This window comes from Mesorhizobium sp. WSM4833, from assembly GCF_055811095.1.
This window is the reverse complement of sequence record NZ_JBVVQG010000002.1, coordinates 149,419-162,149: the sequence shown is the minus strand read 5'-3', so window position 1 is coordinate 162,149 and position 12,731 is coordinate 149,419. Positions and strand designations below refer to the sequence as shown.

Here is a 12,731-nt window from a genome sequence, read left to right as displayed (position 1 = left end):
CTCAGGCTCCCTTCATCACGATGGCCGCATCCTGGACGGCGCGCACGATCTTGTCGTAGCCGGTGCAGCGGCAGAGGTTCCCGGCAAGGCCGAAGCGGATTTCCTCCTCGGTCGGGTCGGGGTTCTTGGCCAGGAGGTCCTTGGCTGCGATCAGGAAGCCCGGCGTGCAGATGCCGCATTGCAATGCGGCGTGCTCGAGGAATTTCTGCTGCAGCGGGTGCAGCGTATCGCCATGCGCCATGCCCTCGATGGTCTCGACGCGACGGCCTTCAGCCTCGGCGCCGAGCACCAGGCATGAGCACACCAACCGGTCGTCGAGGATAATGCTGCAGGCGCCGCAGTCGCCGGTGCCGCAGCCTTCCTTGGCGCCCGTCAGCCCCAGCCGATCGCGCAGGACGTCGAGCAGCGTCTCGTCGGGCTGGCACAGATACTCGACAGCATCGCCGTTGATTGTCGTTGAAACTGCAATTCCAGCCATCATTTGCCTCCTGCACGTGCATAGGCTGATGTGGCGGCCCGCTGGGCCAGCACACCCGCAACTTTTCGTCTGAATTCGATAGTGCCGCGCTTGTCGTCGATGGGACGGCAGGCGCCCGCACAGACCTTGGCGAGCCGCTCCAGCGTCGCCTCGTCCAGCCTGGAGCCGACGAGCACCTCCGCGGCCTCTTCGACCAGAAGCACCGTCGCCGCCACGGCGCCCAGCGCCACGCGGGCCGATTTGACGACACCGTGCTCGTCGAGCGTCAGGTTCACCCCGGCGCTGACCACCGCGATGTCCATCTCGGTGCGTGGAATGAAACGCAGATAGGCATCGCCAGACCGCGGCTCGCGCTTGTCGAGCAGGATCGCCTCGATGATCTCGCCTTTGGCCAGCGACGTCTTGCCCGGCGCGGTCGGCACGCTCTGTACGGGGATCGTGCGCCTGCCCGCCGGCCCGACGACCACTGCCCTGGCGCCGGCGGCAACCAGCGCCGGCACGCTGTCGGCAGCCGGCGAGGCGTTGCAGAGATTGCCCACGATGGTGCAGCGGCCCTGCACCTGCTTGGAGCCGATCAGCTTGGCCGCCTCGACGACACCAGGCCATGCCTTCTTGAGGGCGATGTTCTCCCCCAGGACGGCGCAAGGGACCGCGGCGCCGATGCTGAAGCCTTCAGCCGTTTCCCGGATCTCGCTCAAGCCATCGATCGCCTTGATGTCGACGATCAACTCTGGTTCGGCAAAGCCGCCCTTCATCCTGACCAGGAGGTCGCTGCCTCCGGCGAGGATGGCGGCCGTACCAGCCGACCCGGCCAACTGGCCAACGGCATCTTCTATTGAAAGCGGACGTATGTAGCGCATCGTCTCCCCTTGGTCATCGCGATTTCAGCGACCGTTATAAACAGTCTCCTCATAATGGCTATCCGGTTCGTCATCTGCGGCGATTGGGCCAGGCGCCGCAATATCCAGTCCAACAGGCCGAAAGTGGCGCACTGAATGGCAGCAACCGGCTTTGGAATGATTTTCGTGAAACTTCGGTCTGGATCAAGTGCGCTCATTCGCTTTTGTCCGCTTGTGGACCGGAACGGCCCTTAAGCCGGCAGAGCCGCTGCTTGGCCGCCCCGAGTGAAGCTCCCTGTGTTCGGCGGCCGCCCGAAACGCCTGCGGCGGCTGGCCAAGGGTACGCAGGAAGGCGCGCCGCATTCGTCCGGGATCGCCAAAACCGGCGGCTTCGGCGATGCGCTCAAGCGGGAGATGGCTGGTCTCGATCGCCGTGCGGGCCGTCTCGAGGCGCATGCGCTCTACCGCCTTTGCCGGCGTGACGCCGGTCTCGGACGTGAAGGCGCGGGCGAAGTTGCGGGGACTCATGGCCGCGTGATCGGCCAGGCATTCGACGGTCAGCGGTTCGGCCAGGTTTGCCCGCACCCACTCGATCAGCGCGGCGAAGCGGCCGGTTCGCCCGCCCAGTTCGACGAAGGCCGAGAATTGCGACTGGCCGCCCGGCCGGCGCTGGTGCATGACGATCTGCTGTGCGGTGCGGCGCGCCACTTCAGCGCCAAGGTCATCTTCGACGAGGGCAAGCGCCAGGTCTATTCCGGCCGAGATGCCGGCCGACGTCCAGATGTCGCCATCCCTGATGAAAATACGCTCGGCATCCAGCCTGACCTTCGGGTAGCGGCGGTGGAAGTCGTGACTGCTGGCCCAGTGCGTGGTGGCGCGGCGGCCGTCGAGCAATCCCGCCCGTGCCAGCAGGTACGCGCCGGTGCAGACGCTGGTGGTGCGCCGCGCCGGCACGCGCCTCAACCAGGCGATGATCTCGTCCATCGCCTCGATGGAACGGATGATTTCGCCGCCCGATACGATGACGGTGTCGAAAGGGCCGTCGCGCAGAGGTCTGGTGAGAAGCTTCAGGCCAGAGGAGCTTTCAACGTCGCCGCCGCCGGGCGACAGCAAAACCAACTCATAGCTGTCCGGGCGGCAGCGCTCCGCAATCTCGAAGACGGTTGTCGGCCCGGCCGCATCCAGAAGCTGGAAACCGGGGTGAACGACGACGGCAACGTGCCGCACGGCAGACCTCGTCGCCATGCAACTCGAATATCCCTGGCCACGCGCATCGCCGTGACGTCGCGAAGTCGACGGGCATCTGGCCGGCTCGGGGGGACTTTTCACGGCAAGGGAGTGACTGATGAAAGCATTGATCGCCGGGGCCGGTATCGGCGGCCTCACCACTGCTCTGTTCCTGCATGAGGCAGGCATCGAGGTCGAACTTTTCGAGCGGGCCGACGACATCCGCGAACTTGGCGTCGGCATCAACATGCTGCCTCACGCTGTCAAGGCGCTGGCCGGGCTTGGGCTGATGCCGGCGCTCGACGCGGAGGGGGTGAGGACACGCGAGCTTGTCTACACCAACCGCTTCGGCCAGATCGTATGGCAGGAATTGCGGGGCATCGATGCCGGCTATGAGGTTCCGCAAATCAGCATTCATCGCGGCAGGCTGCTGGGGCTGATTCACCGGGCCGTGGTGAACAGGCTTGGCGGCGACGTCATCAGCACGGCAAGCCGTGTCGATGCCTTCGAGCAGAACGAGGGCGAGGTCGTGGCGCATTTCCGCCGGCATGACGGCTCGCGCGGCGAGGCCCATGGCGACCTGCTCATAGGCGCCGACGGGATCCATTCCGCCGTCAGGGCCGTGCTCTATCCCGAAGAAGGGCCGCCGATCTGGAACGGCACGATGCTGTGGCGCGGCGCCACGCCATGGCCGGTCTGGCGCGACGGGCGCACCATGGCGGTTGCCGGCGGCAACTTCGCCAAGTTCGTCTATTATCCGATCGAGCCGGATCGCGAAGAGACCAGGCTGACGAACTGGGCGGTAATGGCCAATACCGGCGATAGCGGCTCATCACCGTTACGTCCCGGCGACTGGAGCCGCCCGGGCGTGATCGACGATGTGCTGCCCTTCGTGCGTGACCGGTTTCAGCTTGATTTTGTCGACCCTGCCTCGATCATCCAGGCAACGGATGGCTTCTACGAATATCCGAACTGCGACCGCGACCCGCTGCCACGATGGTCGTTCGGGCGGGTGACGCTGCTCGGCGATGCGGCGCATCCCATGTACCCGGTGGGGTCGAACGGAGCCAGCCAGGCAATACTCGACGCTGGTTGCCTTGCGATGCATCTGGCCGCAGGACCGACCGTCGAAGCCGCGCTAACACGGTATGACGGGGAGCGGCGGCCGGCCACATCGGCCATCGTGCTCGCCAATCGGCAAGGCGGACCGGAAGCGGTCATAGACATGGTCGAGGCCCGGGCGCCGCATGGTTTTGATGACATCGACGCCGTCGCTTCGCGCGAAGAACGCAAAAGCGTGGTACGCGGCTATGCGTCCCTGGCCGGGTTTGCAAAGCCGAGTTGATCGCGAGTGGCGCGTTTTGCAGCCTACAGGTTTGCCTCGGCGAAGATGCGCGAGGCCCAGTCGAGGAAGACGCGAAGGCGCGGCGAGAGCTGACGGTTCTGCGGGTAGAGCGCCGACAGCGGCGTCGGCGATGGCGGGTAGTCGGCCAGCACCTCGACCAGCGTCCCTTCGGCCAGATCTTTCTCGAAGCGATAGCGCGGCGCCTGGATGAGGCCGAGGCCAAGCCGCGCCAGGTCGGCGGCGGTATCGGAATTGTTGGCGGAGACGCGGCCGGGCAGCCGCACCTCACGGATATTGCCGGCGACAGTGAATTCGAACGGAAGGGTCTCTCCGGTGCGCGACGAGACAAAGCCCACCGCCTGGTGATCGTCGAGCGCATCGGGGGAGGCGGGCGTGCCGTGGCGCTCGAGATAGGCGGGGCTGGCGCAGGTGATCTCGCGGATCATCGCGAGCCGCCGCATGATCATGCCGCTGTCGGGCGGCTCGCCGACGCGGATCACGCAGTCCACGCCTTCACGCACGAGATCGACCAGCCGGTCGCTCTGGCCGATCTGCAGGTCGATGCGGGGATAGCGGTCGAGAAACTCCGGCAGGCGCGGCAACAGGAATGTGCGGGTGAGCAGCGTGCTGGCGTCGATGCGCAGCAGGCCGAAAGGCTCGGCGTTGCGGAAGGCGGCCTCGGCATCCTCGATCTCGGCCAGGATCGACAGGCAGCGCCGATAGTAGGCTTCACCATCCTGGGTGGCGTTCACCTGCCGCGTCGTTCGTTCCAGCAGCCGCGCGCCGAGATGCTCCTCCAGCCGCCGGATGGCTTCCGTCGCGGTTGAGCGCGGCAGGCCGAGATCGGCCGCGGCAGCGGTGAAGCTGCGCCGCTCCAGAACGCGAACAAAGAGCCGCATCGTGTCCAGCCGATCCATGCTCTTTGTTCGCAGTTCCCGAATAGTGATGTCAATGGGTGGATGATTATCCGGAATTCGGCTTGGCCTATATCCGTGTCACCAACAACGCGGAGAGACTTCGATGACTAATCAAACCAGAACCGCGATCGTGACCGGCGCCTCCAAAGGCATCGGCGCCGCCATCGCACAGCGGCTCGCCCGTGACGGCGTCGCCGTCGTCGTCAACTATGCACGGGGCCGCGCGGAGGCCGAAGAACTGGTCCGCGCGATCGAGACCGGCGGCGGCAGGGCGATCGCCGTGCAGGCCGATATCGCCAATCCGAACGGCATCGCCGTGCTGTTCGACGCCGGCGAGAAGGCGTTCGGCGGCATCGACATCCTCGTCAACAATGCCGGCATCATGAAGATTTCGCCGATCGCGCAGACCGACGATGCTTCCTTCGACACCCAGATCGCGATCAATCTCGGCGGCGTGTTTCGCGGCATGCGGGAAGGTGCGCGCCGGCTTCGCGACGGCGGCCGCATGGTCAATTTTTCCAGCAGCGTCGTCGGTCTCTACCAGTCGGGCTACGGCGTTTACGCCGCCACAAAGGCGGGTGTCGAGGCGATGACCCACATCCTGGCCAAGGAGCTTGGCGCGCGCCGTGTCACCGTCAACGCGGTGGCGCCCGGACCGATCGAGACCGCGCTGTTCACGGACGGCAAGAGCGAGGCGCAGATCGAGGCCATCGGCAAGATGGTCCCGCTCGGCCAGCCCGACGACATTGCCGGGCTGGTCTCGTTCCTGGCCGGTCCGGACAGCTTCTGGGTCAACGGGCAAATCATCCGCGCCAATGGCGGCGTGGTCTGAGGCGGCAACCAGGCCGGCTTGGCTCTCCTGACTGCCTGACTTCCACACTCGAAAAGCTAAGGAAACATCATGCCATTCGCCAACATCAAGCTACCGCAAGCGGCCCTCTCCAAAGCGCAGAAGGAAGACCTCATCCATCGGACGACCGCGATGTTCGTCGACTTTTTCGGTGAGGGCGTGCGCCCCTACACGATGGTGCTGGTCGAGGAGGTCGCCGACGGAGGCTATGGCCGGGCCGACGAAGTGTTCGTCGTGCCGGAAGTTTTTCGCGCGAAGGAGTAGTGCAGGGCTAGACCTCGAAGAGGTGCCTTTCACAAATTGAACCCTTGCCGCATCAGCCATCCTTCGTCGCACCGACCCAGTCGGCGGCCACTTCGGCAAACAGCCAGTCGCGGAACGCCTTAATCTTTTTCTGGCGTAGCGCGCCGTCACGGTAGACGACGTAGTAGCGCGAGGCGGATTTCAGCGCGAGATCGAAGGGGCGAACCAGCCGCCCCGCAGCGAGGTCGGCCGAGACCAGCGCGCTTCGGCCGAGCAACACGCCTTCGCCATGCACCGCGGCTTCGACGGCGAAGGTAGCGGAATCGAAGCGCACGCCGCGCTTGGGATCGATGCCGTCCACGCCGGCCTGTTGCAGCCATGTTGCCCAGTCGATGCGAAAGGCGTCGTGGATCAGCTTGTGATGCCGGAGATCCCCGGGCTGGCGCAGCGGATGTTCGCCTTGCAGCAGTTCCGGGCTGCAGACCGGGAAGACCTCTTCATCAGCGAGAAACTCCGCCGTCACCCCGGTATAGCCGCCCTTGCCGTAGCGGATGGCGATGTCGATGCCGTCGCTGACGAAATCGGAAAGCACGCCCGAGGTCGACAGCCGCACGTCGATGTCGGCGTTTGCGCGGTGGAAGCGATGCAGCCTCGGCACCAGCCAGCGGCCGGCAAAACCGTCCGATGTGCTGACATTCAGGATGCCTGCCGTGCGGTCGGGCGTGGCGGCGATGGTGGCGGCGGCGATCTGGTCCAGCGCCGTCCTGACTTCCGATGCGTAGGCCGCGCCGACCGACGTCAGGCGCACGGACCTCGTTCCCCGATCGAAAAGTTGGATGCCCAGTCTGTCCTCGATGTTGCGGATGGCGCGGCTGACCGCGCCATGGGTGACGTTGAGCTCACCCGCCGCCTTGGAAAAACTCAGATGCCTGGCGGCGGCCTCGAAGGCGGGCAAGGCAGTGAGGGGCGGCAGTCTGAGCGGCATGGTCCACCTGTGAGTGTTGCTCACAAATCCTGCACAAAGAGTCGTTTGTCGTCCAGCCCGGAAATGTCCAATCTATAGGGGTAGCAGCGGATATTGATCGGCTTTCCCATCTCGCCGCTGCGCTGAACGACCAGAAACAGTGTGAGCAATCGTCATGCTTGTCCCCTTGCGGACGGCGTCGGCACGCTTGCGCCTACTGAACCACAGGAGACGAACCATGAAACCGATTCTCGAATCCATCAGCGCCGCGACGAGCGGTCTTGCACTCAGAGCCTCTGCAGTCGTCGAGCGCCGCCGCATGCTGCGCCAAGTTTCACGCTTCTCGAACCATCGCTTGCACGACATCGGATTCGAGCGCGACTGGGACGGCTCCATCCTGCGCAATGGGAGGTCGATATGACCAGCACCCTGATCATCGGCGCGACGGGGCTGCTGGGCAGCGAGATGGCGAAGGCCAGCGCCCGCAATGGCGATCGCCTGCACGTTCTGGTTCGTCCGGCAACAGCCGGCGATGAAGAGCGGCTGCATTCGCTGAAGGAGCTCGGCGCCAAAATCCACGTCGGCGATCTCGACGACTATGACAGCCTTGTCCGCGCCGCCAGTGCGGTGGACCGCGTCATCAGCTCGGTGCATGTGCATTCGGCCAGCGAGATGACGCTGGTGCGGGCGCTGAGGGATGCCGGCGTTTCCCGCTATGTGCCTTCCGCCGGCTTCGGCCTCGACTTCGCCGCCGCCGCCCCGGGCTCGATCCCGCCGCTCGATCTCAAGCGAGGCGTGTTCGACGCGATCAGGCAAGCCGATCTGCCCTACACGGTGATCTACACCAACGGCTTCTTTTCGACCTGGGTGGCGACGCTGGGCGATCTGATGCGCTTTGGCTCGTCGCCCTTGCCGCCCGATGAGGTGACGCTTTATGGCGGTGGCGAGGTGCCGGCGACGTTTGTCAGCGAGAAGGACATCGCCGCCGTCACCTTGCGCGCGTTGAACGATCCCAAGGCCAACCGCAGCGAGATCCGCATCGCCCGAAACAAGATCACCCAGAACGAAATGATCGATCTGTGGCGCCGGGTGAGCGGCCGCTCGCCGCGCATCGTGCCTCAGAGTGCGGCGGAGCTTGAGGCGATGATCGCGTCAGCCCCCTGGCTTGGACTGCTGCGGGCATTCTGGATACGCGGCGAGACCGCGCTCGAGACGGCCACGCCGGAAGCCGGGGTGCTGTATCCGGAGCTGGCTTTCGAGACCATCGAGAGCGCCTTTGTTGCGATGGCGGACGCCGCTGGGCGGTAGGAACAGGAGCGCGGCGCTGAAGCTGACGTCGTCGGCGCGGCCGATGAATCCGGCTCGCGGCGTGAGCCGCCCGAGAAGGGCTGGTCTCACCCGTGCGGGCCTGTATCATGGTCATGTGAATTCCTGGGAGGAGGCTTGTGCATGCGGCTGAATCGGAATCTCTGTCAGTGGAGGGTTTGGGTCTTCATCGCCGCAATGGCGCTTTGGCCGCACGCGGCGCCGGCCGATAGCCTCACGCCCGAGCGCATCACTGCTGCCCTGTCGAAGCTCGAAGCGCTTGCCGAAGCCGCCGTCGCAGACGGTGCCGTACCCGGGCTCGCCATCGGCGTCGTGCGCGATGACGAGGTGATCTTCCTCAAGGGTTTTGGGCATCGCGAGGCCGGCAAGCCTGAGACCGTCGACGCCGACACGGTGTTCCAGATCGCCTCCCTTTCGAAGCCGATTTCCGCCACCGTCGTAGCGGCGTTGGTTAGCGACAGGATCGTGTCCTGGGATTCGAAGATCGCCGATCTCGATCCGGCCTTCAGGTTGGCCGATCCTTATCCGGCAAGCCAGCTCACCGTCCGTGACCTGTTTTCGCATCGCAGCGGGCTTCCAGGCACCGCCGGAGACGACCTCGAGGACATTGGCTACGACCGCGTCGAGATCCTGCATCGCCTGCGGTTCGTGCCGCCATCGTCGAGCTTTCGGGCCGGGTATTCTTACAGCAATTTCGGATTGACAGAGGGTGCCGTGGCAGCCGCGACACCGACGGGAAAGCCCTGGGAGCAGGTCGCCGAGGAGAAGCTCTACCGTCCGCTGGGCATGGCCTCCACGAGTTCCCGCCATTCGGACTTCGTCAAGCGAACCAACCGCGCCGCGCTTCACGTCAAGGTCGATGGCGCCTGGGCAGCGAGGATAGAGCGCGATCCGGATGCGCAGGCGCCCGCCGGCGGCGTCAGCTCTACGGCACGTGACCTCTCGCAATGGGTGCGCCTCATCCTCCACAACGGCGTTTATGCCGGCAAGACACTGATTGCCGCCGATGCGCTAAGCCAGACGCATGTTCCGCTGATAGCGCGCGGCAACAACCCCGTCTCCGGCGGCGCATCGTTCTACGGCCTCGGCTGGAATGTCGAATTCGGCCGACACGGCCTGAGCTGGGGCCACGCCGGCGCTTTCAGCGTCGGCGCGCGTACCCTGGTGACAGTCTTCCCAAAGGAGAAGCTGGGCATAGTCATCGTCGCCAACGCCTTTCCGACTGGCCTGCCGGAGGGATTGTCCGACAGCTTCGCCGATCTCGTCTTCGACGGTAAGGTCGAGAAGGACTGGGTCAAGGCGTGGAATGATATCTATGCGGGCCTGTTCGGTCCGGCGGTCGCGGCGGCCAAGGCCGCCTATGCCGCGCCGCCGTCTCCGTCACGGCGAGCCGGGCCGGGCAGTGTCTATGCTGGCCGGTACGCCAACGACTTCATCGGCGACGCGATTGTGTCGAAAGCGGGAGACGACCTTGTACTCAAGGTAGGCCCGGCCGCCGGCCGGTCCTATTCATTGAGGCATTTCGACGGTGATCTTTTCCTGACCTTTCCCGACGCGGAGACGCCGGACAGCCCCTCGGGTGTAAGTTTCGTGGTCGGCGCTGACGGCAAGGCGTCGGCCATGACTGTAGGTTTTCTCGACGACAATCATCTCGGCACGCTGCAACGTGTGGGGGACTGACTTCCAAATCGACCGGTCCCGCCGGGAGTCAGGATGCCGGGCCGTATCGGAGCAGTTTGAAGCAATCGCCGTTGCCCGATTTCGTCTGTGCCAGCGAGGGCTTCGATCTGTCGATCCATTCCTGATGTGACCTCGCGTCGGCTTCGATCGCGTCGACCGGTGCAAGACTGACAAAGCTGCGTCCGTGGCTGAGAAGCCAGCACGCACGGCCGAGAAATCGCCTGCTGCGCTGGCGCAAGAGGTCGGCATCGTAGAAGATGTCGAGCACCTCGTGCTTGATCTTGCGCTCGGTTTCAGGATTGGCGATCGCAACCTCGATCGGCTCGCCGCCGATCGCATCCTGCAGGTCCTTGTAGTCGAGGGTGAGTTGGGTGATGGCATATTTGATCTCGCTCTCGTCGCGCACGATGTCGAACCATAGCGTCGGATCGAGCTGGTTGACGACGAACGACGACTCGAAATCGCGCGACAGGTTGAGGATGTCGAAGTCCCGGATGTCGACGTCGCGCTCAACCAGCAGGATTTCGCGGATCTGCTTGCCAAGCTCCGCTCCCTGCGCGCCGATGGCGGCGTTGGTTCCACCAAGTTCGGGACTAACGTAGGCCCCGCCGTCATCCAGCAGCGCGTCGAATTCGCCAAGTGACTCGACGAGGGGAGCGCCGCGAGCGATGCGCGCCGCCAGCTTGGCCAGAACCTGCTGGAGATCCGTTTCGCGTCTGCGCTGGTCTTGGTAATTCTGCTGGAAAAAGAAGATGAACAGCGACACGCCGATGCCGATCAGGATCACGCCCAACTGCGAGAAGATGTTACGGTAGTATTCCAGCAGCTTTTCGCGATGACGCACGTCGTCGCGCACACTGTGGGCGACGCGCAGATTGACGATCAGCGACAGGATGAGCAGCCCAGTACCGACGAGGATGAGGCCGCCGATGAGCAGGTAACCATGGCCTGTGCTGAAATCCATTCGTTTTCCCTGAAGCCCAGACTGCGCAGAATAGTGCCATTTTGGCTAAATACCTACGGATTTGCAGGCGGTGGATTTGATGGCGGCGACCACCCCAGAAGGTTGACCCGCCTGGCCATCCGGCCGATAGCTCCGCCAGAAACTGCCCCGAGAACCCTGATGACTTCAGACACGAACCTCCACGATGCACGCTCCGCCGATCCTGACACCGCCTGGCAGGCGGACGTCCGCGCCGGGGTGCGCCACGTCCGCGACCTTGACCGCCTCCCGCTGTCGTCAGCCGAGCGCGCAGCCGCCCAGGCCGCGGCGGCGAACCACAAGGTGCGCGCGCCCAAAGCCTATCTCGACCTGATCGACTGGAACGACCCGGCTGATCCGATCCGGGCGCAGGTCATCCCGTCTTCGCAAGAACTTGAGGAAGCGGAAGGCGAACTCGACGATCCGATCGCCGACCATGACTTCAGCCCGGTGCCGCGCTTGACGCATCGCCATGCCGACCGGGTGCTGTTGTTCCCGACCTATCGATGCGCGGTCTATTGCCGGTTCTGCTTCCGCAAGGAATCGCTGACCTCGATCGGCAGGGGCTATACGCGCGAGGCGCTGGAGCCGGCGCTGGCCTATATCGCGGATCACCCCGAAATCCGCGAGGTGATCCTGACCGGCGGCGATCCGCTGTCGCTGCCCGACAAGGCGCTGGCCGAAATCCGCGCGCGCATCGAAGCGATCGCGCATGTGCGGCTGCTGCGCATCCACACGCGCGTTCCGGTGGCGCTGCCGTCGCGCATCACGCCGGGGCTGGTTGCGGCCCTGCAGGGCCGGCTGATGGTCACCATCGTCACCCATTTCAACCACGCGCGGGAAATCACTCAGGCCACGGAAACCGCCTGCCGCACGCTGCGGCAAGCCGGCTTCGTGCTGCTCAACCAGAGCGTTCTGCTCAAAGGCGTCAACGACAGCATCGAGGTGCTGGAAGAACTCTGCCGCGAGCTGATGTACCGCCTCGGCGTCAAACCCTATTACCTGCACCATGGCGACCTCGCGCGCGGCATGGCGCACCGGCGCACGACGATTGCGCAGGGGCAGGCGCTGACCGAAGCGCTGCGCGCGCGACTGTCGGGCATCTGCAACCCCGTCTATGTGCTCGACCTGCCGGAAGGCGGCGGCAAGGTGCCGATCGGGCCTTGCCATGTCGAGGGACGGGAGGGCGAGAACTGGCGGCTGCGCGGGCTGGATGGCGAGGTGAGGGCGTATACGGAGATCGTTGGCGAATAGGACTGCGCGCTAACCCCTGTCTTTCTCGACAAACGCCAGCACCACCACGCGCGGGGCAACGCAGTAGGCGAGCCTGGCCTTGCGGCCTGTCTTCGTCGTCGCGCAGCCTGCGTTCAGGTCGACGGTGATGTCCTCATAGCCCAGCACCTCGCGATCGAGCGGATAGACGGCCTTGTAGACGGCTTCCTTGGCGGCAAAAAGGATGCGGCCGGCAAGATGCCGGTCGGCTGCGTCGGTGCGGTCCGCAAATGTTGTCACGAGCGCCAAAATGTCATCCGGGAGAGGCTGCGCGGGCTCGACGTCGATGCCGAGCGAGGCGATATCGCCAATCGGTGCAACCGCCGCTACCGCCATGTCGTCGTCGTGCGCGAGCGAACCCATTATTCCCTCGGGCCAGACAGGCGCGCCGGACGGCGTGCGCAGGATGGCGGCGTCGCCGACGCCAAGCTCCGCCAGCAGTCCGTGCGCGATCCACCGGGCCGCGCCGCTGGCGCGCCGCATGCCAGGCTGGCGCGCGGCGATGGAATGCGCTTCCCCAGGCAGCAGATGGGCTTCATCGCCTTCGCGGATCAGGCGGCATCCGATCCGGACACCGCTCGGCGCGATCGCGGCCATCGCCTCCAGCA

The 12,731-nt window shown here is 65.0% G+C and carries 14 protein-coding genes; 7 read left to right on the top strand and 7 right to left on the bottom strand.

Going from position 1 to position 12,731, the window contains the following annotated elements; genetic code table 11:
• Position 1: 1 nt before the first annotated feature.
• From AC0L2D_RS03915 to AC0L2D_RS03905, 3 genes are all read right to left on the bottom strand, one after another.
• Complete coding sequence (locus tag AC0L2D_RS03915; protein ID WP_013530647.1) at positions 2 to 478, bottom strand: (2Fe-2S)-binding protein; 477 nt, start codon at positions 476 to 478, stop codon at positions 2 to 4.
• Positions 478 to 1,338 carry an FAD binding domain-containing protein gene (locus AC0L2D_RS03910; RefSeq protein ID WP_064993974.1) on the bottom strand — a complete coding sequence of 287 codons (861 nt, stop codon included), beginning with the start codon at positions 1,336 to 1,338 and terminating at the stop codon, positions 478 to 480. The genes AC0L2D_RS03915 and AC0L2D_RS03910 overlap by 1 nt, the downstream gene beginning before the upstream one ends.
• A gap of 183 nt (positions 1,339 to 1,521) precedes the next feature.
• Positions 1,522 to 2,562: a GlxA family transcriptional regulator gene (locus AC0L2D_RS03905; protein ID WP_473540405.1), complete on the bottom strand. Its 1,041-nt coding sequence runs from the start codon at positions 2,560 to 2,562 to the stop codon at positions 1,522 to 1,524.
• 100 nt (positions 2,563 to 2,662) lie between these two features.
• Here AC0L2D_RS03905 and AC0L2D_RS03900 point away from each other — a divergent pair, with 100 nt between their 5' ends.
• Positions 2,663 to 3,889: a flavin-dependent oxidoreductase gene (locus tag AC0L2D_RS03900; RefSeq protein ID WP_024501707.1), complete on the top strand. Its 1,227-nt coding sequence runs from the start codon at positions 2,663 to 2,665 to the stop codon at positions 3,887 to 3,889.
• 23 nt (positions 3,890 to 3,912) lie between these two features.
• Here AC0L2D_RS03900 and AC0L2D_RS03895 read toward each other — a convergent pair whose 3' ends face one another.
• Entirely contained in the window at positions 3,913 to 4,806 is an 894-nt protein-coding gene (locus AC0L2D_RS03895; protein WP_473540404.1) for a LysR family transcriptional regulator, read from the bottom strand.
• A 103-nt stretch (positions 4,807 to 4,909) separates the two neighbouring features.
• Between AC0L2D_RS03895 and AC0L2D_RS03890 the strand changes: the two genes are divergently transcribed.
• The gene (locus AC0L2D_RS03890) at positions 4,910 to 5,638 is read left to right on the top strand and encodes an SDR family oxidoreductase (protein WP_473540403.1); all 729 of its coding nucleotides are present in this window, start codon (positions 4,910 to 4,912) and stop codon (positions 5,636 to 5,638) included.
• A gap of 69 nt (positions 5,639 to 5,707) precedes the next feature.
• Positions 5,708 to 5,920, top strand: coding sequence for a tautomerase family protein (locus AC0L2D_RS03885; protein ID WP_013530653.1), 213 nt, complete (start codon positions 5,708 to 5,710; stop codon positions 5,918 to 5,920).
• A gap of 52 nt (positions 5,921 to 5,972) precedes the next feature.
• Here AC0L2D_RS03885 and AC0L2D_RS03880 read toward each other — a convergent pair whose 3' ends face one another.
• The gene (locus AC0L2D_RS03880; protein WP_473540402.1) at positions 5,973 to 6,884 is read right to left on the bottom strand and encodes a transcriptional regulator GcvA; all 912 of its coding nucleotides are present in this window, start codon (positions 6,882 to 6,884) and stop codon (positions 5,973 to 5,975) included.
• Positions 6,885 to 7,101: 217 nt separating this feature from the next.
• Here AC0L2D_RS03880 and AC0L2D_RS03875 point away from each other — a divergent pair, with 217 nt between their 5' ends.
• From AC0L2D_RS03875 to AC0L2D_RS03865, 3 genes are all read left to right on the top strand, one after another.
• Positions 7,102 to 7,284: a YjiS-like domain-containing protein gene (locus AC0L2D_RS03875; RefSeq protein WP_013530655.1), complete on the top strand. Its 183-nt coding sequence runs from the start codon at positions 7,102 to 7,104 to the stop codon at positions 7,282 to 7,284.
• Entirely contained in the window at positions 7,281 to 8,171 is an 891-nt protein-coding gene (locus AC0L2D_RS03870; protein WP_473540401.1) for an NmrA family NAD(P)-binding protein, read from the top strand. The genes AC0L2D_RS03875 and AC0L2D_RS03870 overlap by 4 nt, the downstream gene beginning before the upstream one ends.
• Before the next feature lie 141 nt (positions 8,172 to 8,312).
• Positions 8,313 to 9,869: a serine hydrolase gene (locus tag AC0L2D_RS03865; RefSeq protein ID WP_064993969.1), complete on the top strand. Its 1,557-nt coding sequence runs from the start codon at positions 8,313 to 8,315 to the stop codon at positions 9,867 to 9,869.
• A 28-nt stretch (positions 9,870 to 9,897) separates the two neighbouring features.
• On the opposite strand, the gene AC0L2D_RS03860 is transcribed toward AC0L2D_RS03865, so the two are convergent.
• On the bottom strand, positions 9,898 to 10,833 hold the full coding sequence (locus AC0L2D_RS03860; RefSeq protein ID WP_013530658.1) for a hypothetical protein: 936 nt from the start codon (positions 10,831 to 10,833) through the stop codon (positions 9,898 to 9,900).
• A gap of 159 nt (positions 10,834 to 10,992) precedes the next feature.
• Here AC0L2D_RS03860 and AC0L2D_RS03855 point away from each other — a divergent pair, with 159 nt between their 5' ends.
• Positions 10,993 to 12,105: a KamA family radical SAM protein gene (locus tag AC0L2D_RS03855; protein WP_473540400.1), complete on the top strand. Its 1,113-nt coding sequence runs from the start codon at positions 10,993 to 10,995 to the stop codon at positions 12,103 to 12,105.
• A 9-nt stretch (positions 12,106 to 12,114) separates the two neighbouring features.
• On the opposite strand, the gene AC0L2D_RS03850 is transcribed toward AC0L2D_RS03855, so the two are convergent.
• Positions 12,115 to 12,720 (bottom strand): 4'-phosphopantetheinyl transferase family protein, encoded by a 606-nt coding sequence (locus tag AC0L2D_RS03850; protein WP_473540399.1) that lies wholly within the window; start codon positions 12,718 to 12,720, stop codon positions 12,115 to 12,117.
• Between the last annotated feature and the right edge of the window lie 11 nt (positions 12,721 to 12,731).